The following is a 26,445-nucleotide window of genomic DNA, read 5'->3' on the forward strand; positions in this document are numbered from 1 at the left end:
TTTTGACACAAAAATAAACCAAATAGACAAGCAATGCTCAACGCACTCATAAAATTCTCCCTCCAAAACCGCCTCTTCGTGGTCGCCGCCGCCGCGCTGCTACTCGTGTGGGGCAGTTGGACGGCGATGAACCTGCCGGTGGACGTGCTGCCCGATTTGAATCGGCCTCGCGTCACCGTTTTCCTCGAAGCAGGCGGAATGTCGCCCGAAGAAATCGAAGCGCAGGCGGTTTTGCCTATCGAAACGGCGCTCAATGGCTCGCCCGGCGTGGAAGTCGTGCGCAGCAGTTCGTCGCGCGGCATCGGTTTGGTGTTTGTGGAATTCGACTGGGACGTGGATGTGTTTCGCGCCCGCCAACTTGTAGCCGAAAAACTCAGCACCGTACCGTTGCCCGACGGCATCGTGCCGGTCATGGGGCCGATTTCCTCCGTCATGGGGCAAATTATGCTCGTGGGCATGACAGCCGAGCCCGACAGCGCGAGCGGAAAAACGCTCAGCACGGCAGCCGACTTGCGCACGTTGGCTGACTTCGCCATCCGGCGCAGGTTGTTGGCAATCAAAGGCGTAGCGCAGGTCATCCCTATTGGCGGCGACCGTTTGCAGTACCAGGTTTTGGTTTCCTCTGCGAAATTGAAACAGTACAACCTGACGCTCGAAGACCTCGATAATGCATTGGCGAACGCCAACCTGAACTCGACGGGTAGTTTTTTCAACCGCTACGGCTCGGAGGTTTTGATTTCAATTTTGGGGCGCTCCAACAATCTGGAGGATTTGCAAAAAAACGGTCGTGGCAAACCGTGAGGGTTCGCCCGTTTTGCTCAGCCAGGTGGCCGAAGTGCAATTTGGTGCAGCTATCAAACGCGGCGACGCTTCAGTGAACGCTCGCCCTGCCGTTATCCTCACAGTGGAAAAACAACCCGGCGCAAGCACGGTTACTTTGACCGACGACATCGAGCGGGCATTGGCCGAACTCCAGCCTTCGCTCCCGCCCGACGTGCGGCTCAATGCGAAAGTTTTTCAGCAAAAAAACTTTATCGAACACTCGCTCACGAACGTGGAAATCGCCCTCCGCGACGGCTTCATTCTTGTGGTCATCGTGCTGTTTTTGTTCCTCCTGAATTTCCGCACGACGCTCATCACGCTCACGGCGATTCCGCTCTCGTTGGTGATTACCGCTTTGGTTTTCAAGTGGTTCGATATTTCTATCAACACGCTCACGCTCGGCGGCCTCGCCATCGCTATCGGCGAATTGGTGGACGACGCCATCGTGGATGTGGAAAATGTGTTCCGCCGGTTGAAGGAAAACCGAAGCCTCTCCCCCGTCCCCTCTCCATTGGGAGAGGGGAGAAAAAATCCCCTGCTCGTGGTGTACGAAGCCAGCAGCGAAGTGCGTAATTCCATCGTGTACGCGACCATTATCGTCGTGCTGGTATTCCTGCCTTTGTTCCAACTCCAAGGCATCGAAGGGCGGATTTTTGCCCCGCTGGGCATCGCTTATATCACCTCGATTTTGGCTTTACTGGTCGTGTCGCTCACCGTCACGCCCGCATTGTGTAGTTATCTTTTGCCAAATTCAAAACTCAACGAAGGCAAAGAATCGGGCTTGGTCACCTGGTTGAAAAAGCAGGATTTGAAACTCCTGAATTTTGGTTTGGGCAATTCAAAATTCGTCATCGCCGCCGCTGCTTCGCTTGTCATCGGCGCTGCGTCGCTGGTGCCGACATTCGGGACAGAGTTTTTGCCGCCGTTCAACGAGGGAAGTTTTACCGTCAATTTGTACGCTCCGGCGGGTACGTCGTTGGAAGAAAGCAACAAAATCGGCACCGTTGCCGAGCAACTTATCCTGCGTGTGCCGGATGTGCGCTACACCGCTCGCCGCACGGGTCGCGCCGAATTGGACGAACACGTGGAGCCTGTTTCCAACTCCGAAATCGAAGTTGAATTACGAGAAGATGCCCGCCCGCGCACGGAAGTTGTCGCCGACATCCGCAAACAACTGGCAAACCTCGCCGGGGTATCGGTCAGCATCGGCCAGCCGATTTCGCACCGCCTCGACCACTTGCTGAGCGGGGTGCGGGCGCAGGTGGCGATTAAAATTTTTGGAGAAGATTTGACCGAACTGCGTGCCATTGCCGGACAAATCAAAGAGGCTGCCGAGGCCGTGCCCGGTGCGGTGGACGTGCAGGTGGAACGCCAAGTGCTTGTGCCTCAACTGACTATTCGCCTCGACCGCGCCGCGTTGCAACGCTACGGAATGCAAACCGGCGAAGTCGCCCGCGACCTCGAAGTTTTGTACGGCGGCAAAGTCGTATCGCAAATTTTGGACGGCCAAAAAACCTTCGACCTCGTGCTCCGCGCCGTCCCGGAAGACCGCGAGAACCTGGAAAATATCCGCAAGACGCAAATCCACACGCCGGAGGGCGTTTTGATTCCGCTCGAAAGTATCGCGCACATCGAGTACGAAAAAGGCATCAATTCGGTGAGCCACGAAAACGGCCAGCGCCGTCTCGTGGTGTCGGCCAACGTGCAAGGCCGCGATTTGGGCAGCACTGTCGCCGACATTCAAAAAGCCGTTAGCGAAAAAATCCAAATGCCGCAGGGGTATTTTCTGGAATACGGAGGCCAGTTCGAAGCACAAAAAGACGCTTCGCGGCTCATCGGTATCCTGAGCATTTTCGTGTTGCTGGGTATCTTTCTTGTCCTCTACGCGCACTTCCGTTCGTGGCGTATCGTAGTGCAGGTGATGCTCAATATCCCGCTCGCGCTCGTCGGCTCGGTGGCAGCCGTTTGGCTCACGGGTGGCACCTTCTCGGTGGCGACACTGGTGGGTTTCATTACGTTGACAGGCATTGCTTCGCGCAACGGGATTATGATGATTTCGCACTACCTTCATCTCATAGAACACGAAGGCGAAAAGTTTGATAAACAGATGATTGTGCGCGGCTCGCTCGAACGACTCGTCCCGGTTTTGATGACGGCACTCGTAGCGGCATTGGCTTTAATTCCCCTGACTTTGGACCCACAAGCGGCGGGAAAAGAGATTTTATACCCGGTAGCGACGGTGATTCTCGGCGGGCTTTTGTCCTCGACTTTGCTCGATATGATTGTCACGCCGACCGTGTTTTGGGCGTGGGGGAAGAAGGCGGTGGAGGAGTATTTTTCACAGCGAGATGCAGGTTTCACACAACGGCACAACGACGCGACGTAATTTTTTCTTTGTGCCGCCGTGTCGTTGTGTGAAAAAAACTCTTTTCGGGCGTGAGGGAAGAAAGGGTGTTTTTCAGACCGAGATGTAGATTTCACACAACGATGCGACGTAATTTTTTCTTTGTGCCGCCGTGTCGTTGTGTGAAAAAAACTCTTTTCGGGCGTGAGGGAAGAAAGGGTGTTTTTCAGACCGAGATGTAGATTTCACACAACGACGCGACGTAATTTTTTCTTTGTGTCGCCGTGTCGTTGTGTGAAAAAAACTCTTTTCGGGCGTGAGGGAAGAAAGGGTATTTTTCAGACCGAGATGTAGATTTCACACAACGACGCGACGTAATTTTTTCTTTGTGCCGCCGTGTCGTTGTGTGAAAAAAACTCTTTTCGGGCGTGAGGGAAAAAAGGGTGTTTTTCAGACCGAGATGTAGATTTCACACAACGACGCGACGTAATTTTTTCTTTGTGCCGCCGTGTCGTTGTGTGAAACCAAGCGCCTCATAAATAGCCGTTGATAACTCTCTTGATGCCATCTTTTAGAAAGGCTTCACCGAAATTCATCAAAAGTCCCAGCTTCAAGTTTGTGAGCCGTAGGTAAGTGAGCAAAATTTTGCCATGAACCGGAGCCAGCCGTTCGATGGATTTTAGTTCGATAATCAGTTTCTTCTCAACTATTATGTCAGCCCTGAATCCCGCAGTGAGTTTTGCCCCATCTTCTTCAAATGGTATCTCTTTTTGCTGTTCAACAAAGAAACCATTGGCTCGTAGATGATGAACCATAAGTTCTTCATAAGCGGTCTCCAAAAGCCCTGGCCCCCATTTCCGGTGAATATGAAACCCAATGTCAATAACAACTTCTGCAATTTCATTTTCAGTCATTTGGGAAGGTTTATTCGATAATTCGAGTAGAAATGCCATGTTCAAATGATTTTGATGAGAGATGTAGATTTCACACGACGACACAACGTAATTTTTTCTTTGTGTCGTCGTGTCGTTGTGTGAAACCAAACTCTTAATGAGTAAAACAAGGAAGCAAAAATACCGACAATGAAATATAAATTCATTTTCCTAATAATCACTGCTTTGGCTGAATCAGCATTTTCCCAAAAAATCATCACCCCGGACGCCGCCATCTAGGCCGCGCTCCAAAACCACCCCTCAGTCAAAGCCGCTGCGTTCGGGGTGCAGGCAAAAAAGTACGGAGAAAAAACCGCCCTCAACCTGCCCAATCCCGAAGTGAACGTGGAAAGCCCGACCGGGGAGTTTTACGCCGTCGGCGTGTTGCAATCATTTGATTTTCCGACCGTGTACAGCCGCCAGAAACAAGTCGCCAAGGCCGAAACCGCCCTCGCTCAAGCTGGTCAGCGCGTGAGCGAAAACGACTTGCGATACATGGTCCGTTCACTTTATTTAGAAACGCAAGTCGCTGAATTTCAGGCGCAGCAATGGAGAGACCGCGACACGCTGTATCAGCAAATTGCCGCCACAGCCGCCCGCCAGTTCACCGCAGGCGAGATAGATTTTTTGCAAAAAACCATCGCCGAAAACGAGGCGGGCAACCTGCATCGGGAGCGCCTCTCCGCCGAGCGGATGGTGGAAGGGCTGCGTCAGAATTTGACAACTTTTACTGGGTTGAGCGATTTAGGAACACTGTTGCCCCTAAATGCCGACACCTTAGGGCTGCTGGCGATGCCCGACATTGCCGCCAATCCAGCGGTCGCCTACGAACAGCAGGCAGTGCAAGTCGCTAAAAAACAAATTAATCTGGCGAAAAGCCGCACCTTACCCAACTTTTCTCTGGGCTATCTCAACTAGGGCACGCGCAACTCGCCGATTGACTACCGTTTCCGCGTCAGCATCGGCATTCCGCTATGGGTGGGGCGATACCGCGCCGGGGCAAATGTCGCCCAAGCTGAAAGCCAAGCTGCGTTGGCTCGCGCCGAAGCACAGTCGCAAGCCATCACGTTGGAATGGCAGCGCACCCAGACAGAGGCCGTTACGGCATTGGCAAATGTTCAGTACCACGAGCGCGAAGCCCTGCCCCGCAGCCGTGCGCTCATCGCCGCCGCCGTTCGGATGCGCGAGGCGGGGCAAGTGGATTACATCACTTTTTTGCGAACTTTGGACGGGGCTTTCGAGATTCAACGCGACTACGCAGTACAGGTAAACGCCCTGAATACGGCCCATATCCAGTTGCTGTTCCTTTATGGGCAGTGATTTTTCACACAATGACACAACGGCACAACGCCAATTTTTTCTTTGTGCCGTCGTGTCGTTGTGTGAAACTCTTTTTCAAAAATTCAATCACGAATAATATGAAACCGCTCTTGTTTTCTCTTTTCGCGCTCGTCGCATTTTTCCCAAAAAATCTCCTTGCACATGGCGACGAAATCCCGACGGACCCCGGCGTGGCAACCGACCACTTCACCACCTATGGCCAATCCGACAGGTACGAACTGACACTGTACTATCCTGAACTGACCGCAGGGAAAGAGGCGCACCTGACGCTTTTTGTGGCCGATTATTTCAGTAATCGCCCATTGAAAAGGCTGAATTGAAAATCAGCGCGGCTGAAAATCCACAAATTCTTTTTGAAGTAAAGCCCCTCTCGCCGGGCGTGTACGAACTGCACACCTCATTTCCCGAAAATAAAATTTACACCCTCAACGTGCAAGTGAGCCACCCGAACGGTGCCGATTTAATCGGGCTGCAAGGGGTGGAAGTCGGGAAAACTTTGACCAAAGCGGAAGGGGCGCATTCCCACGATGAGACAGGCGGCGTGGGCGCTTGGTGGATGTTCCTGTTCGGCGCATTGGCTGGCGGCGCGTTGGTATTTTTTATTTCCCGAAAAAGAAACCGTGTGCTAACGACGCTATTTCTGTTGGCAAGTGCCTGGTTTTCAATGCCAAACTTCAATCCTGCCTTCGCGCATGGCGACGAAGAACACGGTCCTGCATCGGGCGGTAGCGGCTATGGTAAGTCCGTGTACGCACCCAAAGAGACACAGTTTTTGTTTGAAATCCTGACCCAGCCGATTGCGGTGGGCGACTACCAATCGGCCACGACGATGTTCGGCACGGTTGTCCCGGCTTCCGGCGAACTGGTCGTGGTGATGGCTCCGCAAGGCGGACGCATCACGCGAGTTGCCGTGAATGTAGGTCAATCGGTGCGGGCCGGACAGGTATTGGCCGTTTTGCAACAAAACATCGCAACACCCGATCAGGTCGGTATTGCGGCCAATAATGCGGGTTTGGCGGTGCAAATTGAGACAGCGAAAGCCCGCGTCGCCGCCACCAAACGCGAATTGGAACGTTTGAAAAAAATCGAAGATATCGCTGCCGGGCGCGACGTGGAAGCCGCCGAAGCAAATTACAATCAGGCATTGGCAGAGTTACAAACGCTTGAAAACAAAGCCGTTGGAGCAAATACCTCGGCCAACAGCCGCACGGTGTCGTTGGTAGCGCCCATTTCGGGTGTTGTGGGCGCGTTCACGCTCACACCGGGCGCGGAGGTCGTGGCGGGGCAAACGCTTTTCACCGTCACGAACCTGAACAAGGTGTATGTGGAGGCTCAAGTCTACGACCGCGACGTGCCGGTAGTCCGGGTGGGCAACAAGTTTTTGGTCACTTGCTCCACCGACGACCACAAAAGCGCGGAGGTGCGGCTGATTTCGCCCGCCCAGACGATGAACCCCGGCAACCAAAGTCAGCGGGTGCTTTTTGAAATGGACAATCCAAATGGCGATTTTAAAATCGGCGAGTTCGTGACGTTGAAAGCAATGAACCAACAAAGCAGCCGGCAAATCGCGGTGCCAAACTCGGCATTGACCGAAATCAACGGCAAAACGGCGGTTTTTCTGAAGCACGCGCCCGAAGAATTCGAGTTGGCTTATGTGCACACGGGCGAGGACGACGGCACGCGGACTTTGATTTTGAAAGGCATGGAAGAGGGTGAAAAGGTCGTGGTGAACGGGGTTTATGAAGTGAAGATGATGTACTTGAATCAGTGAAATTTCACTTCGGAGACGCAGAAACGCTGAATTCCGATTTTCAACTACTCCGTGTCTCTGCGCCTCTGCGATTCGTTTTTTCTACCTTTGTCGCACAAAAACTTACCTGACTTTGACACTCCACGAACGACTCGAACTGCTCGCCGAACTCGGCCATTATTTGCGCTCCGGTGGCAATGCCGAACTCGATGCCGCGATTCAACAATCGTACATTGAAAATCGCTGGTTCACAGAGGAAAACACGCGCAACGCCCTCAAAGCTATCGCCGAAGCCTTTTTGGAAAAAGAAAAATTAGAGGCTTGGGCGGCGCAATATCCCGTGTCAAAATCGCTACATCCCGACAAAACCATTGGTCTCGTGATGGCCGGGAACATCCCGCTGGTGGGTTTTCACGATTGGCTCTGCGTGTTTGCGGCAGGCCAACGGGCGAAAGTGAAACTCAGCGACAAAGACAAACGCCTGTTGCCGTTGTTGGTGAAAATAATGGGCAAATGGTCGCACGAAGCGTGGGAATACACGGAGTTTGTGGCAGAAAATGAATCTCTCAGCGGCTTCGATGCGGTCGTCGCCACAGGCAGCAACAACACCGCCCGCTACTTCGAGCAGTATTTTTCAAAATACCCGCACATCATCCGCCGCAACCGCAACGCCGTCGCCGTGCTCAATGGCCTCGAAACGATGGCCGACCTCTACGCGCTGGGAAGCGATATCTTCACCTACTTTGGCCTTGGCTGCCGCAACGTGTCGAAAATCTACGTCCCGCACGGCTACCATTTCGACACCCTGCTCGAAGCGCTGCACGAATACCGCGACATCATTCACCACGACAAGTACAAAAACAATTTCGACTACAACCTCACCTTGTTCATTCTCAACAAAATAGACTACAAAAACAACGGCTGCCTGCTGCTGAAGGAAGACCCCGCGCTGCAAGCCCGCATCGCCTCCGTGCATTACGAATACTACGACGACCTCTTCGACATTGATGCTCGTCTGGCAGAAAAAAAAGAGGAAATCCAGTGCGTGGTGAGCAATGTGAAACTGCGCGATTTCGCCGCGCTGCCATTCGGCAAGAGCCAGATGCCGGGCTTGGGCGATTATGCGGACGGAGTGGATGTGATGCTGTTTTTAACAGGATTGAAGTAACGGGCCAAATCCAGAATCAGCCGCTGTTTTCGCCGTTTCAACGACTCATTTCGCCCGTTCACCGATATTGAGTAGGTTGTTCGAAGGGTGCTGACTTACCTTTGCACAAGAAGATTGTTTTCATTTGGTTTTTTGGGGTTTAGCCGTTGAGAAAGCGTAAGCGAGTACCAACGGCTTTTTTGTATCCCACATCGTTTGCTTTGTCTGTCCGCACAGCGCCTTACCTTTGTGGTGGTTTTTTCCCCAGCCCCTGTTCGCGCCACTTAGCCGAACACCCCCCTCAACTCCCTCTTCCCACTATGCGTTTCGACATCATCACAGTCCTGCCCGAACTTTTGGAAAGCCCGCTCAATCATTCGATTATACAACGAGCGAAAGACAAGGGCTTGCTTGAGGTACACCTCCACAACCTACGCGAGTATGGCTTGGGCAGACATCGGCAGGTGGACGACTATCAATTTGGGGGTGGCGCGGGCATGGTGATGCGCCCAGAACCACTCGCAGCCTGCATCGAAAAATTGAAAACCGAACGACCCTACGACGAAGTCGTTTACACAACACCCGACGGCGTTCGACTCGACCAATCACTGTGCAATCGGCTGTCGCTCCGGGAAAATATCATCATTATATGCGGCCATTACAAAGGAGTGGACGAACGCATTCGACAGAAGTACGTCACGCTGGAAATCAGCATTGGGGACTATGTGTTGTCGGGGGGCGAATTGGCCGCGGCCGTGCTGGTGGACGCGGTGGGTAGGCTCATTCCCGGCGTCTTGAATGACGAGACATCGGCCTTGTTTGACAGTTTTCAAGACAATTTGTTGGCTCCGCCCGTTTATACCCGACCTGCGGAATGGGATGGCATGACCGTCCCGGAGGTTTTGCTTTCCGGCAACGACAAACTGATTGACGAGTGGCGCCACGAGCAAAGCATCGAACGCACCAAAACACGTCGCCCCGATGTGTGGGACAAGTTTGAAAGCGGCATCTGAGGGCTTGCCCGACCAGGTGCAGCGAGCGTGTTCACAACACTGTGTCATCCCAATCGGACTGTAAGAAAACACAGAGACACGGGGAGAGCAGAATTTTGGTTTTCAATAATTTACACTCCTTTGAGCGCAGCGTTTGCCGTGTAAAAAAACATATAGGAAGGTTTGACACGCTATTCTGAACGCTCTCGATAAAGCTCCGCCCGCTCCGCTTGGCCGGACAGACCCTCAAACAACTTAAACCTTCTTCCTCCGACATCGCTCACTGCAATACTTCACCTCCTCCCACACTTTTTCCCATTTTTTTCGCCAAGAAAATGACCGCCCACAAGAGGCGCACACCTTTTGGGGAAGGTTTTCCTTTTTGACCTGCTTTGCCATGTTGAAAAAAAAAGTTGTTGTAAAAACTTGTTTTTAAAAACAAATAGTTTTATTTTTGTCGCCTGTAACGAGCGTCATTGTGGTCATTAGGAGTAATTGAAAAATGACTTTTAATGACGTGGTGCACTCAACGATACAATGACTTTTTAATGACGCTATGAACCTCTGTCCGAATTGCGCGACCGAAATCATTCCCGGGGCAAAATTCTGCCATCGCTGCGGCGACGCGATGGTGGAAAAAATGAAGCCCTGCCCGGCTTGCCACGAGCAAAGCCCGCTGGCATCTGTCTTCTGTCATCATTGCGGGTTTCACTTTGGCCGCAAAAACATCCAACAAAGCGCCTACGAGCCTGTTTACCCGCTTGATTTCGATGCGGACGACTTAACCGAGCAAGTGAAGGGATTGTTCTTTGGCAGTCTGTGCCGTCGGGTGGAAGCGGAGCACGATATTGCCCGATACAGCGAATTTGTCGAGCGGTTCTATGATTCGCGCTTCCGGGAAATCTATTCGGTGCGAGCCGAACAAATAGCGGAGGATGCGCTCACGCAATGGGAGCGATTTGGCACGGAGGCCTTGCCCGACATTGACCGCCGCATGGATGCTGCTTTTGAAGGTTTGCTCGATTATTTCATCATCCAATTTTGCCCCGACTTGACGGGGGCGGTGTTGCCGCCCGCTATTTTGAAGTACGAAAAAGTACAGGCGGGCAAAACGGACTTGGGGCTTATGATTCGGGATTTTCTGGATTTCGACAGAGAAGACGAGGTGTTTTATTTTAATTTTATCGCAATGGAGGAGGAATTGATGGCCAATGTGTGCAAAAACTTTCTTTTTGCGGAGCGCAAAGAGCGCGTTTGGTTTATCTGCGATTTATCGCTGAAAAACAACGGCAAGGAAGGGTTTGCCATGACAGACCGAGGCATCTATTGGCGCGCTCCGTTCGACAAGCCACGTCTGGTGTCGTACAGCGAACTGCGCGAAATTAAACTGGAAAAAAAATGGATGACCATCAACGGACATTTTTTCAACGCCAACCCTTCTTTGAATCTGAAACTGTGCAAATTGCTCAAAAAACTCAGGGGTTGGCGACCTGTCGGGGCGATGGCAGTTTGAGTGCCGTTCCCATGATTCTTGGCTTTGAAAAAAATCCCGTTCACAAGTCTTGCCAAAGTTCAAAAACACAAAGTATCTTTGCCGCCCGAAACGGAGGTTGTAGCTCAGTTGGTTAGAGCGTCGGATTGTGGTTCCGAAGGTCGGGGGTTCGAGCCCCCTCATCCTCCCAAAAACAAAAAGGGCGACATCGCAAGATGCCGCCCTTTTGTTTTTTTATTTGCTTTCATGCTCAATTGCTCGGCTTCACAAATCCTTTGAGGGTCACGATGGATTCGTTGGGATAAGTGTTGGCGGTGATATAAATGTTCTTTTGCTGGCGGCTGGGTTTGCCGTCGGTGTTGAATTTGGCCGTGATTTCGCCCGTTTCGCCCGGTGCGATTGGGTCTTCAGGATACGATGGCACGGTGCAGCCGCACGATGAGCGAGCCTTTAAGATGGTCAACGGCACTTTGCCCGTGTTGGTGAATTTGAACTTATGCTCCACGATATCCCCTTCTTTGACTTCGCCAAAATCAAATTCTGTTTCCTCAAAGGTGATGCGGGCCACGTTTACAGTGTCCATGGGTTGATTGGCACTGACGGGGTTGCGTACCATGTCGGCATTGGAAGAGCCATCCGATTTGATTTTTTGCACATTTTCCGAAGGGGCATTGTTGCAAGCAGCCAACGTGAATGTCACCAAAAGGCTGAAAAGGAGATGCTTATTCATTTTATCCATGTTTTTTCTCGATTTTTGGCAAAAATACGGCGCAGGCCGGCTGCTAATTGGCACTTTTGTCAAAACAAAAAGTGAATGGACAAACATGTTTTTCTCGTAGGGTTCATGGGTAGCGGCAAAACGCATTGGGGCAGCGTGCTGGCCGAACACTTGGGTTGGCCCTTTCTTGACCTTGATGCGTTCATTGAGGAGGGTGAGGGGCGCAGCGTGTCCGAAATTTTTTATGCGGAGGGCGAGACCGTGTTTCGGGTGCTTGAGCGCGAGTACCTGCGCCGCCTTGCTGCTTTGCCACCATCCGTCGTTGCCACTGGTGGAGGGGCGCCTTGTTTTTCCGACAACATGGCTTGGATGAAACGACACGGCACTACCATTTACTTGAAGACCTCGCCAAGCGTGCTTTCAAGCAGGTTGCAGCACGAAAAGGAAAAGCGGCCTTTGTTGAAGGGGGTAGAGGAGTCGGCATTGACTGCCGAGATTGAGCGCCGTTTGGCACCGCGCGAGCCATTTTACGGACAGGCGGAGATTGTGTTGGAGTTTACTGACGACGAGCCTTTGGTTTTGGAAAAACTGACGACTGCCGTGCGCAACGGGCGCTTTAAGAACACGCGATTTTATTGACCCGCCGCTCGTGCCGCCCTCCTTCAAAATCGGTTTGCATAAAAATACGCACCATTGCCTGCGCCAGTATTTCTGGCACAAACCGAGCGGGCAGGGCAATGACGTTGGCATCGTTGTGCTGTCGGGCGAGCGCGGCGATTTCTTCTGTCCAGCACAGGGCGCATCGTATGCCTTGATGTTTGTTGGCGGTGATAGCCACCCCGTTGCCGCTGCCACAGAGCACCACCCCTTTGTCGGCTTGGCCGGATTCGACCGCCTTTGCCACTTCATGCGCGAAATCGGGGTAGTCCACAGAGTCGAAAGAGTTGGTTCCGAAGTCGAGCACCATGTGTCCTTGCGATTGGAGCATCTCCACGATGCCATCTTTGTAGGGGAATCCTGCGTGGTCGCAGCCGATTGCGATTTTCATGTGTAGGATGTGAGAAGTATGAGGTGAAATGATTTTGTGGCAAAGATAGGCGTTTGCTGATTTTGGCCGGGCGGGTATCTTGCGAGGTTTTACTTTTGGCCTGTCCCGATACGCCCTGTGAAATCCAACTCGGTTAACTTTTAAATACTTGATTTTCAAATCAATGAAAAAACTTCTGCTCTTTGCGCTGCTGTCGCTTTCCAGCACAATTTCTTTTAGCCAAAGCACCGCTTGGCGGGCAAAGGTCTCTGCTGAAATACTGTCCGCATTGAACGAGGGGCATTCAGCCGATTTGCTGGTGGTCTTTCGGGAACAGGCTGACATCAGTGGCGCTCGCTTTTTAAAAACCAAGTCTGAAAAAGCGCATTTCGTCTATCAGCGCCTAATGGAAACGGCTATGCGCTCGCAAGCCAACGCGGTGCGGCTATTGAGGGAAAAAGATGCTTCCGTCAACGGTCTTTATCTCGTGAACGCGCTTGCGGTGAAAAAGGCTGACCTCCAATTGGTGCGCCTATTGGCCGAATTGCCCGAAGTGCGCTGGCTCGGAGCCGACCCCTGGGTGCAGTTTGAAGGGCCAGTGGAGACCTCATTGGCTGCTCCCACTGCTGCGGGGCGGGGCGCTGTCGAATGGGGCGTGGAACGCATCAACGCACCTGCTGTGTGGGCGCTCGGGTACACGGGGCAAGGCGTTACCATCGGGGGCGCGGATACTGGATACGACTGGGTGCATCCCACTTTGCAGCCTCACTATCGAGGCTGGGACAATTTTTCGGGCACCGCTCAGCACCATTACAACTGGCACGATGCCATCCACGATTTCAGCCCGCTCAATTACGACACGCTCGGCAACCCGGTCGGGACGAACCCCTGCGGGTTCAACGCGCCAGCCCCCTGCGACGATGGCTCACATGGCACTCACACAATGGGCACTATGGTGGGCGACGATGGCCTCGGCAACCAGATTGGTGTGGCACCGGGCGCCTCATGGGTCGGGTGCCGCAACATGGAACGCGGCTGGGGGCAGCCGTCCACCTACCTTGAGTGTTTTCAGTGGTTCTTGGCTCCCACCGACCTCAATGGCCAAAACCAAGACCCCTCCAAAGCACCGCACGTCATCAACAACTCTTGGTATTGTGCCACTATCGAGGGCTGTACAGACTTTATTATCAATGATTTGTTGCGAGTGGCGATTGTCAATCTCAAAGCATCTGGCGTGTTCGTGGTGGTGAGCAATGGCAATTTTGGCCCCAATTGTGGAAGCACTTACGCCCCGCCTGCGTACTTCGAGGAAAGCTTCAGCATTGGCGCCACGCGCTTCGACGACACCATCGCCACATTCAGTAGCCGTGGGCCGGTGCTTGTTGATGGCAGCAATCGGTTGAAACCAGAGGTGGCCGCGCCGGGTCAGTTCGTTCGCTCTTGTACCCCCAACGGCAATTATGCCGCATTCAGCGGCACTAGCATGGCAGGGCCTCATGTGGCGGGATTGGTGGCGCTGGTGCTTTCGGCACGACCCGACTTGGCTGGCCAAGTGGAACTCATAGAGAACTTCATCAAAGAAACAGCTGTTCCGATTGGCGACACATCGAACTGTGGCATCCCCAGCGGACAAACGCCCAATCACGCCTACGGGCATGGCCGGGTGAACGCATTGGCAGCCGTGAACGCGGCGCTTGCCTACAATCAGGTATCCGCTCCCGAGGCACCCGCGCCCCAAGCGCGGGTGTTCCCCAATCCTGTGACCGACGAGGCGATATTCGATATTCAAAACACAGTTGGGAAGACAGTGTTGGATGTGTTTTCTTCCGATGGCAGATTGGTGTACAGCAAAAATTGGACGGCGCAGTACCGCGAATTGGTACAGGTGTCCATGAAAAACAACCCTAGCGGGATTTATTTTTGGCAAATAAAAACAACCACCGGGACGGCATCAGGCCGCTTGGTGAAGGAATGATAAAGGCGGGGCAGGTCACTCAGACATATCCATCGTGTGGAACACGTTGAGCACATCGTCGTCGTCTTCCAAGCGGTCAATCAGTTTGATGACCTGCTCCACCTCTGCATCGCCCAATTTTTTTGTCTGGTTGGGTATCCATTCCAAGCCCGCGCTAGTGGTTTCGATGCCTCGGTCTTCCAATGTTTTTTGCATGGTGCCGAAATCGGTGAAACTGGTGTACAACACCACCTCGTCTTCCTCGCGTTTCAGCTCTTCCAAGCCAGCATCAATCAGTTCCAGCTCAAGTTCGTCCCAGTCCCTTCCTTCTGCCTTCACTTTGAACACGCCTTTGCGAGCGAATAGAAAAGCCACGCTGCCAGAGGTGCCGAGCGCCCCGCCATTTCGGTCGAAATACATCCGAACGTTAGCTACTGTTCGAGTCGGATTGTCGGTCGCGGTCTCCACCAATATCGCGACCCCGTGGGGGCCTTTTCCCTCGTAGAGGACTTCCTGAAAGTTTTCCGCTTCCTTGCCCGAAGCCTTTTTGATGGCGCTCTCCACGTTGGCCTTGGGCATATTGGCCGATTTGGCGTTTTGGATGGCGAGTCGAAGACGGGAGTTGTACTCTGGGTTGGCGCCCCCAGCTTTCACGGCCAGCGCGATTTCGCGCCCGATGCGGGTGAAGGTCTTGGCCATGCCGGCCCATCTTTTAAATTTTCGCTCCTTGCGGAATTCAAACGCGCGTCCCATATTATGCGGTGATGGTAAGTTGAGAGTGTTAGAAGTTGAGTGTAGAGATTCGATTTGCCGAAAAACGGCGCAAAAGTAGATATTTTGCGAAGAGCAAATAAGCGTTCGGCAAAAATTGAAGGGAAGGAAATGTGGCGCAAATTGCCCACCTTTGCGGCGTTTATTTAACCAAGCAAAAATTGATTTCCCATGAAAAGAAATTTGTGTTGCTGGGCTTTTGGCCTCCTGTTTTTCCAAACGTTGAGTGTGTGTGGGCAAGATGCTCCTCGCACCCGAACGACCACGGACCCTGCCTCCTCCTCCGCGCCGCAAGGCACAGGCCTAAGCTTGGGCACTGGGGCTTTGGAGACGCAGCAATCCACCAGTACAGCTATTATTCCTGCTGCTCCCGGTGCCGAAACACCTCAAAAAGGCAACCATGAGGAATGGAAACCGCCCGTGGAGTCTATCACCGTCGTGCCGGACTCGCTGCGCAAAACGTACGAGGTGGAGATTTTCCAGAACGTGCTGAAAATGGCCGATTTAGCCAAAGTGAATTATGTGGATTTGGTTGAAAAAGCCAAAGCGGGCGATGCGGCGGCGATTCGCAAACTGCTTGAATTTCACAAAATTGTTGATGGCGTGGATGCGCTCAATCACGCTGTGACCTGTTTGGAAATCCTGCCGCTCAGCGGCGACGTTCCATTTGCCTCGGCGGTGAATTATTGCAATCCGAATTTGAAAAAACTGATTTTGGAACGCACGATATTGGCACAAGGCCGCACCAAAAAGAAGTACTTGCGCCAAAGCTTGACGGAGTGGGCACCAGTCAGTTGGGCATACCTCAACGGCCAAACGTATGATTTTGGCGGAGGCACAGCGCCAGATGCCGAGCCTTCTGCCGCGCCAGCCCAACTGGCACCCCAGCCAAGCACCGCCCCAAACAAGAAGCAATGATTGTTCGTTTTTCTGACAACTATACAAGCCTGCTCGCCATGCTCCTGCTGGCAGCAGGCTTGTTTTTGCAATGTGCGCCCTCGCGCAGCGCCGAACGAGCTACCGATGCCGATTTGGGAACGCTCGTGGCATGGATGATTGGCGATTTTAGCAGTGAGGCGCAAAGTCTGCGCGATTCCGATTTTCTCGACATCCGCTTGCACATTCGTCCCATTTGGTTGGCTGATAGGGCCAATTATTGGCTCTATGTGGAGCAGGCTACCGCCGCCGCCGAAGACAAGCCCTACCGACAGCGCATCTATAAAGTGGAGCGCGAGGGCCGAAAAGGTTTCGTAAGCATCGTATATACGCTGCCCGAGCCAGCCAAGTGGGCCGGGGCATACAAAAATCCTTCCTCATTCGACCAATTGGAACCGTCGGACTTGACGCTGCGTGAAGGCTGCGCCGTTTTTTTGGAAAAACAAAAGAACGGGGCGTTTGTGGGCGCTACGCGGGGCGAGGGCTGTGAGAGCAATATACGAGGAGCCAAATATGCTTCTTCCAAAGTGACCATCACTAAGGATATGTTGCTCAGTTGGGACCAAGGCTTCGACGCACAAGGCCAACAGGTGTGGGGTGCCACCAAAGGCGGGTACGAGTTTTTGAAAAAATAGACTTGTCGTGGTGGAGGGCTTTCCCGTCGCCAAAGACCTCCACCACGACAAGTCTAATATGCGAATGAGGGGTTGAACTTCTTTTCGTTTAGTATTCAACCTCTTATTCGCATAAACAACAAGAGTCATCGCCGAACGCTCGGGATGACTCTTGTTTATTGTTTCAAGTGAACAGTTGGCGCTCCTGCTTACCTCAGTAGGGTCACGTCACCTTCATACAGCACCTCCTGCCCGTCGAACAATTCAATCACAGCATACCACACAAACACGGCGGGGTTCATGGTTTGGCCCCGATGTCTGCCGTCCCAGCCATAAGCGGGGTCGTTGGGCAAGAAATCGTAGTGTTCGCTGACGAGTTCGCCCCAGCGCGAGTATATTTGGAACGACTTGATTTTCACCACGCTTCGAGTGTCGGCAAAAATCATGAACACATCGTTTTCGCTGTCGCCGTTGGGCGAGAACACGTTGGGCACATACACGTCCACGCTTTTATCCACCAGCAACAATAGTCGTGCATCGGCCTTGCAGCCGGTTTGACTGGCGACGTTCAGACGATATTGAGTGGAAGTGAGCGGGGTGGCGAGCGGGTTGAGGCAGGTGTCGCAGTCCAGGCCAGTGTTCGGTGTCCATTGGATGACTGCCAACTCGCTGGGTGGCACCGTGACTTCCGTGTTGATTTGATAGCTGTCGCCAAGCTTGATGACGACGCGTGTTTCCAAAGTGATTTCCAGCAATTCCCCTTCCACGATGGTAGTGGTCGCGGTCGCGCTGCACCCCACGGCATCAATGGCTACGATGGTATAATCGCCGGGGAGCAGGTTGGTGAAAAGGGTGTTCTGTGTGAACACGTCGCCGTTGAGCGAGTATCGAATGGGTGGTTTGCCTCCTTCCACGCTTTCCACCACGATAGCGCCTCTGTCATTGTAGCAGGGGGGCTGGTTCGTGCGAAGTTGGATGACTGGCACCTTCGGCTCTATCACCACTTGGTCGGTGGCGGTGCAGCCGGTGGCGACGATGGTGACCACGAGCGTGTATGTGCCCGGCAGGTCAATGGTCGGCGTGAGGGTGTTGCTACCCGACACGATATTGCCATCAGGGCTTGTCCACTGGTAGGAAAGCGTGCCCACGCCCGTGGCGCTGCCATTGATGGTGGCGAGCTCGCCAAAGCAAGCGATGCTAAAGGCTGTGCCCGCATCGGCAGTGGGTATTGACTGGTCGTTGCTCACCGTTGTGGCGACAAGGTTGATGCAGTTGTTGCTTGGGTCGTTGCCGATGAGATAATAGGTGCCGGGTTGGCTCACCGTGAGCGTGGTGCCCGTGCCGACGATGGTGGTGTCCGCGCCGTTGATGGTAGCCCACCTGAAGTTGATGCCATTCACTGGCGAGCCACCCGTGAGTGTCACGGTGGTGTTGAAGCAAGTGAGGAAGCCGGGCGGGTTGATGAAAAGCGGCGGGAAGGCCAAGTTTTCATTGATAGTGATGGAGGCGGTATCGGAGCAGGATGTGATGGTGTCCAGCACTATGAACTCGTAAAAACCAGCTTGGGTGACGGGCACGGGGTTTCCACCTGAATAAAACGCGCCGTTGAGTATCCAGATGGTGTTGGGTGCTGTGGTGCCCTCGATGGTGCCGGATAGGATAATTTCGCTGATGGTACAATCCAGCACGTCGCTGGGATTGAACGCGATGGATGCCTTGGGCTGGTTGGTTAGGTTGTTCACCGTCACGGCGGTCGTGTCGGCGCAGCCGTTGGCGTTCACTGTCAGGCGATAATTGCCAGCGGCGTCCACTGTGATGGTGGCTTGCGCTGGGTTGCCCACGATGGAGCCACCGACGGTCGTCCATTGGAAGGAGGAGCCTGTCAGACTTGAGCTGCCCGTCAAGGTCACGGTTTTCACGGCGCAGGTAATTGGTTCGGGCGCGGTGATGCTGGCTGCTGGTTTTTCTCTAAATGAAATGGGCGTGCCAACCGAGATAACGGCGCAAAAATCGCTCAAGTCCACATTGCCAGAGCCGTCGTTGTTGCCTGCAATGGCGGAAATGTAATACGTCGTGCCGAAGGTCATCGTCGCTGGGTCGAAGCAGAAAGTTGGCTGGCTGCTGCGGGCGATTTCGTTGACGATTTGACCGCCGCTTCCGGTGTGCAGCACAAATTGCCGCACGTCGTTGGCATCCAAAAACTCGCCGGCGGAATTGTAGGTAGCGGTGATACATTCAGGGCCGCACACGAACAAAGGCGCATTCGACATATCGCCGACGGCAGTATTGCAATTGAAAAGACCTACTGTGAAGTCGCAAACATCGGTGCAGCCATTGGCATCCGTGACGGTGGCTACATAAGTGCCTGTCCCTAAATTGTTCAAGGGCAATGTGCCAGACGAAACATTGGTTGGGGTGCCACCCGGCGACCAATTGACGACGTAAGGCGTTGTCCCGCCCGACACATTTACCTGTCCGGCGCCGTCTGTGAGGCCGGGGGCGCTGACGGTTGCGGTGGCGCTGCATGCAATTTGCGCGGCGCTGGCTGGTTGGCTGATGTTGAATGTGGCAGTGCTCGTGCATCCTTCGGCATCGGTGACTGTCACGGTATAGTTGCCCGCGACGAGGTCGGTGAGGTTTGCCGGGTTGCCGGGTTGGTTGGGCGACCAAGCGAACTGATAGGGGGCCGTGCCGCTGGTCACGCTCAGGTCAATGGTGCCTTCGTTGCCACCAAAACATTTGATATCGGTGGTCGCTCCACTAAACAAGACAGGGGCCGTATTGCTGGCGACAGTGAAGGTAGCGACTGCTGTGCAAGCGCCGCCGCTGCTCACAGTGACGGTGTAATCGCCTGGTGCCACGTTGGCCAAGTCCTGCGATGTTTGGGCGTTCGACCAAACGAACGTGTAATTATCGGGTGGTGTCACGCTGACGGTGATGGTGCCATTGTTGTCCACGCAGGATGTGCTGGGTGTGGTGGAGCCGCTCACGTTGGGTGTTATCACGCCGTCGGGGACGGTGATGTTTGCCACCGAGGAGCAGCCATTGTCGCCCGTCACGGTGACGGAGTAGTTGCCTGCGGGTATGTTGCTCAGGTTTACGCCATTAGAGTTGTTTGACCATTGATAGGTGTAGGGCGCTTCGCCACCGCTCACCGAGAGGCCAATGCTGCCATTGCTTTTGGCGCAGGTAGCGGCTGTCACAGTTTCATCAATGTCGGGCGAGGGCGTATCGTCGCCTACGGTGAAAGTGGCGACGCTAGTGCAGTTGCCTCCTGCGCTGACGGTGACGGAATAGTCGCCCGGCGCGAGGCTGGTCAGGTTTTGGGAAGTCTGTGCGTTCGACCAAGTGAATGTGTAGTTGTCGGGTGGTGTTACGCCGATGGTGACGGAGCCATTGTTGTCCGAGCAAGAGGTGTTGGAAGTGGTCGTGCCGCTCACGCCGGGTGTTATCACGTTGTCAGGCACCACGAAGGCATCCACTGAGGAGCAGCCGTTGGCACCCGTGACGGTGACGGAGTAGTTGCCTGCCGGAATGTTGCTCAGGTCTTCGTTCGTGGCGCTGTTCGACCACGAATAAGTGTATGGCGCTTCGCCGCCGCTCACCGAGAGGTCAATGCCTCCGTTGCTTTTGGCGCAAGAGGCAGGTGCCACGATTTCGGCAATGGCGGGGGAAAGCGTGTTGTCGCCCACGTTGAACGAAGCCACGCTGGTGCAACTGCCACCTGCGCTGACGGTGACCGAATAGTTGCCGCCCACCAGTCCGTTGAGATTTTGCGAGGTGGCGTTGTTCGACCAATTATAGGTGTAAACGCCAACAGGTGTCACGGTGAGGTCAATGCTGCCGTTGCTTGTCCCGCAGATGGTGTTGGGGGAAGTGGAGCCTGCTATCGAGAAGGTGATGGAGTTGTCGGGCACGGTTGCCGTGGCAGTGGTGGTGCAATTGTTGGCATCCGTCACGGTGACGGTGTAAGTGTCGGCAGCCACGTTGTTCAAATCTTGGGTTGTGGCATTGTTTGACCAATTGTAGGTGTAAGGCGCGGTACCGCCGTTCACGTTGAGGTCAACGCCGCCATTTTCCAAATCACAAACTTCGGGAGTGACGGTCTGTGAAGCTGTCGGGAGGGTAGTGTTGTCGTCCACAATGAACGATGCTGTGGCGGTACATCCTGTTCCAGCGGGGTCGGTCACGGAGACGGTATAGGTGCCGGGTGGCACATTGCTGAGGTCTTCCGATGTGGCGTTGTTCGACCATTCTATGATAAAATTGCCGGGTGGGGTTATCACCAAATTAACCGAGCCATTGGGGGTGGCACAGTTGGTGACGGGTGTGGCGCTGCCACCCAAGCTGAATGTGGAGCTGTTGTTGGGCACGTTCAGCGTGGTAGTGGCGGTGCATCCGTTGGAGGCGGTCACGGTGACGGAGTAGTTGCCGGAAAAAATGTTGGCGAGGTCTTCTGTGGTGGCGCCGTTCGACCAAACAAAGGTATAAGGCGCACTGGCACCGCTGATATTGAGGTCAATGCCGCCGTTGTCGTTGCTGCATATTGAGGGTGTCACGGTTGGGGTGATGATTGGATTTTGGGTGTTGTTGGTCACCGTGAATGTTGCAGTGGACGAGCAGCTGCCGCCTGCACTGACGGTCACTGTGTAGCTGCCGCCGTTCAGGTTGTTCAAATCTTCGGTGGTGGCGCTGTTCGACCAGTTGTAGGTGTAGTTGCCCGCAGGTGACACGCTGATGTTCACCGCGCCATTGCCCGTTGTGCATGAAGTGTTTTCAGAAATAACGCCTGTTACGTTGAGCGCCACGTTGTTGTTGACCACGTTTGCGGTCGCGGTAGAGGAACACCCGTTGGCACCCGTGACGGTGACGGAATAATTGCCTTGTGCCAAATCATTGATTTGATTGGTATTGCCGCTGTTCGACCACGAGAAGGTGTAAGGGGGCATTCCGCCTGTTGGGTTGGCGCTGGCCGAGCCGTTGTTCAGCCCACAAATGGAGGGTGTGGCGGCAGCGGCCAAATTGGGGGCGGTGGCATTGTTGGCTATGTTGAAACTGGCTGTGGCCGAACAGGTTAATCCGGTGCTGACGGTTACCGAGTAACTGCCGGGCGCGAGGTTGCTGATGTTGGGCGTGTTGGCACTGTTCGACCAATTGTAGGTATAATTCCCCGCCGGGGTGACGTTGAGGGTTATGGAGCCATTGGGGGTCAGACACGAAGTGTTCTCAACTGCGGTGCCCGAAAGGTTGATGACCACATCATTGCTGGGGATGGTGATGGAACTGACTGCGGAACAGTTGCCCGCCGCACTGACGGTGACGGCGTAATTGCCCGGCGGCAAATTGTTGAGGTCTTCCGTCGTGGCTCCGTTCGACCAAGCGAACGTGACGGGGGCTTGGCCGCCCGTGACGGTGAGGTCAATGGAGCCATTGGAGACACCGCAAGTGGCAGGAGTGACGGCGTGGGTCAGGCTGGGCACTTGCGATTCGTCGAGCACCACGAAGGTGGCGGTTTTGCTACAAGTGCCAACGGTCACCGTGACGGTGTAAGAGCCTGCCGCGAGGTTGTTGAGCACGGGCGTGAAAGCGCCGTTTGACCATTGGATGCTCGATGTGGGGGGGGCGGGGTTGAGTTGCAGCGTGATGCGCCCGTTGTTGGTGGTGCAGGAGGTTTTGTTCAGCACTGTGCCGTTGATGATAATGTCAATGATGTCGTCGGGCAAATCGCCGCTGGTTTCGGAGGTGCAGCCGTTGGCGGACGTTACGGTGACGGAGTAAAAGTCCGGCGGTACGTTGTTCAAATCTTGGGTGGTCTGCCCACTCGACCATTGGTAGGTGTATGGTGGCACGCCGCTACTCACGGTCAGGTCAATGCCTCCGTTGCTAAGGCCACAGGTGGCAAATTTATATTCAACGAAAATAATCGGCACGTTGGGCTGGTCAATTACGTCGAAGGTGGCTGTTTGGAAGCAGGAGCCTTGCCCCTGTACAGTGACGGTGTAGGTGCCGCCTGGTAGGCCATTGATGTTTTGCGTGGTTTGGCCACTCGACCATTGATATGTGTAAGGGCCAAGTGCGGGTGGTGTGACGTTGAGGGTGATGGCGCCGTTGCCGCCAACGCATACTGTGTTGATGGTTGCGTTTCCAGTCACGTTGATGGGGGGATTGTTGTTTCCGATGTCGAAATTGGCGACATTGGTACATCCGTTGGCTCCTGTGACGGTGACGGAATAGCTGCCTGCTGGCACGTTGTTGATATTCTGAGTTGTTTGTCCGCTCGACCATTGGTAGGTGTAGGGCGGGACGGCGCCACTCACGGTGATATTGATGCCGCCGTTCGACAAGTCGCAGGTGCTGCTGGTTGGGTTGCCGTTGATGGTGGGGCCGTTGGGGTTTTCGGGTATGGTGAAGCTGGCGATTTGGCTGCATGAGCCGCTGCCCGTCACGGTGACGGTGTAGGTGCCTTGCACCAAATTGCTGATGCTGGGCGTGGTGGCACCGTTCGACCATGAATAGGTGTAAACGCCTGGCGGCGCGACGGATGTGGTGATGCTGCCGTTTCCGTTTCCATTGCAAAGGGTGTTGGCAATCACGTTTCCGTTCACTGTGATGAGCGGGTTTTCGTTGGAAACGTTCACGCCTGTACTGGCGGTGCAGCCATTCGCGCCTGTGACGGTGACACCGTAGAATCCTGCCGGAATGTTGACGAGGTTTTGTGTGGTGGCTCCGTTGGTCCAGCTGAACGTGTAAGGCATGACACCTCCTGAGACACTCAGGTTGATGCCGCCATTGCTTTGGTCGCAAGTACTGGACACGGGGGTGATGTTGATGACTGGCAAGTTAGGGTTGTCTGCCACGGTGAAGCTGGCCGTTTGGGTGCAAGCGCCGCCGGCATTCACCGTGACGGTATAAGTGCCGGGGGGCAGGTTGTTGATGTTGGGCGTGGTGGCGCCATTCGACCATGTGTATGTGTAGTTTGGGTTGGGTGGCGCGACGCTGATACTGATGCTGCCATTGCCACCCGAACAAGTGGTATTGGCTACCGGGGTGCCGTTGATGGTGATGGGAGGGTTGTTGTTGTTCACATTTATGTTGGCAACCGAAGAGCAACCGTTGGCTCCCGTGACGGTGAGGGTGTAACTGCCGGCGGGGATGTTGGATAGGTTTTGCGAGCTAGAACCGTTCGACCATTGAAAAGTATAAGGCGAGACACCACCTGTGACCGATATGCTGATGCTTCCATTGCTGAGTTCGCAGGTGGACGGTATCACGTTCGGGTTTATGTTCGGATTGTTCGGGTTGTTTGGGATGGTGAAAGTGTTCGTCTGTGTGCAAGCGCCGCCTGCGCTCACGGTGACGGTATAAGAGCCGGGCTCCAAATTGCTCAAATTTGGTGTGGTGGCTCCGTTCGACCATGTGTAGGTATAGTTCGGGTTGGCTGGGGTAACGTTCAGGTTGATAGCTCCATTTCCACCTATACAGGTGGTGTTGGCGGTTATGTTGGCGTTGATGTTGAAAGTGGGGTTGTTGTTGCCGACAGTAAAATTGCCTACCTGCGTGCAGCCATTGGCTCCCGTGACGGTGACCGAATAGCTGCCCGCCGGGATGTTGTTCAGGTCTTCCGATGTGGAGCCGTTCGACCATGTAAAGAGGTAGGGCGGCACGCCTCCAGACACATTGATATTGATGCTGCCATTATCCAACTCGCAAGTGGATTGCGTGGTGGTGCCTGTCACGTTTGGCTGGTTGGGGTTGTTGCCTACGTTGAAAGTGGCGGTGTTGCTGCAGGTTGGCCCGGCGGTCACGGTAATTGTATAAGCGCCTGGCTCAAGGTTGTTGATGTCTTGCGTGGTTGCGCCGTTCGACCATTGGTAGGTGTAGTTTCCGGGCGGCGGGTTGACGCTGACATCAATCGCGCCATTTCCCCCGTTGCAGGTTGTGTTGGCTGTGACGTTGGCCGTGATGTTGAGGTTTACGATGTTGTCATTGACGGTTGCGGTGAATTCCCTCGTGCAACCGGTAGCTTCCGTGATGGTGACGGTGTAGGAGCCGGCAGGTATGTTGCTGAGGTCTTCTGTTGTCGCGCCGTTTGACCATTGGAACAAATAGGGTTGGCTGCCGCCACTGACGGTAAGGTTGATGCCGCCATTGTCGAGGCCACATTGAGAGTTGATGACCGTGGCAGAGGTATTGATGGTGACTTGTGTCACTGATGCCGAGCCGGAAACCGTACCGTTACAGCCATTCGCGCCACCCGGCACGGACACGTTTTGCAAGCCATAGTTGCCCACTTGGTTGACCGTATAAGTGTACGGGTTTTCACTCGTCGTGATGGGCGCTTGGGGGGAACCATTAAAGGTAGGGGTAAACGTCCATGGCCCCTCACCTGTGAAAGTGACCGTCAAGTTGACGGTGCCACCGCCGCCTTGGCACAATTGCCCACTACCCGAGATGGTAGCGGTAGGTGTCGGAATCACGTCAATGGTGATGCACGATGGGGTGGGGTTGGCATAGCAGCCGTTTGCGGTGGTGACGCAAAGGTCGGCAGAGGTGGTATTGTTGCCCCAGCTGACGTTCACGTTCGGGCCGGAGCCGCTGATGGTGCCTATGTTTGGCGTGAGGGTCCAAGTATATGTCGTAGCGCCTCCAACTGGTGGAAGCGAGTAGCCTGTCGTGGAGTTTTGGCACACCTCCTGCAAGCCGGTGATGGGGCCGGGGTCATTGGGCGGCACACCGACGGTGGAGCCGGAAAGCACGGTAATCGAGTAGTCACACACGTTGCCAGCGCATCCATCAAGCACGAAGTAGTAAATCTGACCGACGACGAAGTTGTTTGAGCTCAGAATGAATGGGTTCTGCGTGCACTGGCATTGCAGGGCCAATGGCTGGCTGACGCAAGCAGAATAGATGCCGCCTTGCAAGCCCATATTTGGGCCGGGCGTGCAGTTGGTGGGGGTCACTTGGATGGTGATAGAGGTGGTGCCAGCAAAAAATGCGAACCATTCATCATTGTTCAGCACAAACTGCCCGCCACATCCTGGAAAGTTTTGCTGCTGGTTGTTGTTATTGATGGTGTTGCAGTAACCGTCGAGGTTTTCGCACAACACGGGCGCTTGGACGCATGTATTCCCCGCGTCGGGGAATCCCGGAGGTGGACATTGACCAAAAAGCGGATAACACAGGATTGACAGGGCACAAGTAAGGACGTGGTAGAAAAATTTCATGAAGAACAGAAAGTTTATGTGTTTAGAGCCTTACGGAAAAGAACATTCCACCGTTGCGAAGGGCACGGGGTGTAAGGATGAAATAAATCGGTGTAGGAGAGTAGTTGCTTAGATACTAGCGAGAACGCTTTCGCCGCCCGGAGTTTAGAAGATGGCTTCGCAAAAAAGCAACTGTTTTGTTATTTGGCAAACGTACTGCATTTTTCATAAACGTTTGGCAAATGACGAAAAAAAAGAGATAAAAAATTTTGCTTCGTCAAAAAAGGGCCAAAATGGCATTTCGCGGCAAAAAGTGTTGTGTTTTCGTCTGCATGGCAGGTTTGGTTTTCTTAGAACAAAAAGCGCGAGCCGCCCCGAATGTTCAGGGCGGCTCGTATGTTG

At 54.0% G+C, this 26,445-nt stretch carries 13 protein-coding genes, 1 tRNA gene and 3 pseudogenes; 11 read left to right on the forward strand and 6 right to left on the reverse strand.

Translation table 11 applies throughout. The features are described from left to right. The first annotated feature begins 33 nt into the window (after positions 1-33). A pseudogene (locus KIS77_00955) lies at positions 34-3,208 on the forward strand (efflux RND transporter permease subunit). A 491-nt stretch (positions 3,209-3,699) separates the two neighbouring features. Here the strand turns inward: KIS77_00955 and KIS77_00960 are convergent. Further along, complete coding sequence (locus KIS77_00960; GenBank protein MCW5920885.1) at positions 3,700-4,119, reverse strand: GxxExxY protein; 420 nt, start codon at positions 4,117-4,119, stop codon at positions 3,700-3,702. Positions 4,120-4,248: 129 nt separating this feature from the next. Here KIS77_00960 and KIS77_00965 point away from each other — a divergent pair. From KIS77_00965 to trmD, 4 genes and pseudogenes are all read left to right on the forward strand, one after another. After that, positions 4,249-5,418 (forward strand): annotated as a pseudogene (locus KIS77_00965) (TolC family protein). A gap of 98 nt (positions 5,419-5,516) precedes the next feature. Then, positions 5,517-7,210, forward strand: a pseudogene (locus tag KIS77_00970) (efflux RND transporter periplasmic adaptor subunit). Positions 7,211-7,322: 112 nt separating this feature from the next. Further along, positions 7,323-8,357 (forward strand): acyl-CoA reductase, encoded by a 1,035-nt coding sequence (locus KIS77_00975; protein ID MCW5920886.1) that lies wholly within the window; start codon positions 7,323-7,325, stop codon positions 8,355-8,357. A 299-nt stretch (positions 8,358-8,656) separates the two neighbouring features. Beyond that, positions 8,657-9,349 (forward strand): tRNA (guanosine(37)-N1)-methyltransferase TrmD, encoded by a 693-nt coding sequence (trmD, locus tag KIS77_00980; protein ID MCW5920887.1) that lies wholly within the window; start codon positions 8,657-8,659, stop codon positions 9,347-9,349. Positions 9,350-9,583: 234 nt separating this feature from the next. Here trmD and KIS77_00985 read toward each other — a convergent pair whose 3' ends face one another. Next, the gene (locus KIS77_00985) at positions 9,584-9,727 is read right to left on the reverse strand and encodes a DUF2256 domain-containing protein (GenBank protein MCW5920888.1); all 144 of its coding nucleotides are present in this window, start codon (positions 9,725-9,727) and stop codon (positions 9,584-9,586) included. Between the two features lie 157 nt (positions 9,728-9,884). Here KIS77_00985 and KIS77_00990 point away from each other — a divergent pair, with 157 nt between their 5' ends. Further along, positions 9,885-10,841, forward strand: coding sequence for a zinc ribbon domain-containing protein (locus KIS77_00990; protein ID MCW5920889.1), 957 nt, complete (start codon positions 9,885-9,887; stop codon positions 10,839-10,841). A gap of 93 nt (positions 10,842-10,934) precedes the next feature. Next, positions 10,935-11,008, forward strand: a tRNA-His gene (locus tag KIS77_00995). A gap of 62 nt (positions 11,009-11,070) precedes the next feature. Here the strand turns inward: KIS77_00995 and KIS77_01000 are convergent. Continuing rightward, a complete protein-coding gene (locus tag KIS77_01000) occupies positions 11,071-11,550 on the reverse strand; it encodes a DUF1573 domain-containing protein (protein MCW5920890.1) in 480 nt (159 codons plus the stop codon). An 84-nt stretch (positions 11,551-11,634) separates the two neighbouring features. Here KIS77_01000 and KIS77_01005 point away from each other — a divergent pair, with 84 nt between their 5' ends. Further along, the gene (locus tag KIS77_01005; protein MCW5920891.1) at positions 11,635-12,177 is read left to right on the forward strand and encodes a shikimate kinase; all 543 of its coding nucleotides are present in this window, start codon (positions 11,635-11,637) and stop codon (positions 12,175-12,177) included. Here the strand turns inward: KIS77_01005 and rpiB are convergent. Continuing rightward, positions 12,155-12,586, reverse strand: coding sequence for a ribose 5-phosphate isomerase B (gene rpiB / locus KIS77_01010; GenBank protein ID MCW5920892.1), 432 nt, complete (start codon positions 12,584-12,586; stop codon positions 12,155-12,157). The genes KIS77_01005 and rpiB overlap by 23 nt on opposite strands. A gap of 163 nt (positions 12,587-12,749) precedes the next feature. On the opposite strand from rpiB, the gene KIS77_01015 reads away from it, so the two are divergent. Beyond that, positions 12,750-14,540, forward strand: a complete 1,791-nt coding sequence (locus KIS77_01015) for a S8 family peptidase (GenBank protein ID MCW5920893.1) — start codon at positions 12,750-12,752, stop codon at positions 14,538-14,540. Between the two features lie 15 nt (positions 14,541-14,555). Here the strand turns inward: KIS77_01015 and KIS77_01020 are convergent, their stop codons facing one another. Further along, positions 14,556-15,272 (reverse strand): YebC/PmpR family DNA-binding transcriptional regulator, encoded by a 717-nt coding sequence (locus KIS77_01020; protein ID MCW5920894.1) that lies wholly within the window; start codon positions 15,270-15,272, stop codon positions 14,556-14,558. 189 nt (positions 15,273-15,461) lie between these two features. On the opposite strand from KIS77_01020, the gene KIS77_01025 reads away from it, so the two are divergent. After that, positions 15,462-16,208, forward strand: coding sequence for a hypothetical protein (locus KIS77_01025; protein MCW5920895.1), 747 nt, complete (start codon positions 15,462-15,464; stop codon positions 16,206-16,208). Beyond that, on the forward strand, positions 16,205-16,861 hold the full coding sequence (locus tag KIS77_01030) for a chromophore lyase CpcT/CpeT (protein ID MCW5920896.1): 657 nt from the start codon (positions 16,205-16,207) through the stop codon (positions 16,859-16,861). The genes KIS77_01025 and KIS77_01030 overlap by 4 nt, the downstream gene beginning before the upstream one ends. 188 nt (positions 16,862-17,049) lie before the next feature. Here the strand turns inward: KIS77_01030 and KIS77_01035 are convergent, their stop codons facing one another. Continuing rightward, the gene (locus KIS77_01035; protein ID MCW5920897.1) at positions 17,050-26,064 is read right to left on the reverse strand and encodes a gliding motility-associated C-terminal domain-containing protein; all 9,015 of its coding nucleotides are present in this window, start codon (positions 26,062-26,064) and stop codon (positions 17,050-17,052) included. Positions 26,065-26,445: the final 381 nt, after the last annotated feature.

Source organism: Saprospiraceae bacterium, assembly GCA_026129545.1.
Lineage (GTDB): Bacteria > Bacteroidota > Bacteroidia > Chitinophagales > Saprospiraceae > M3007.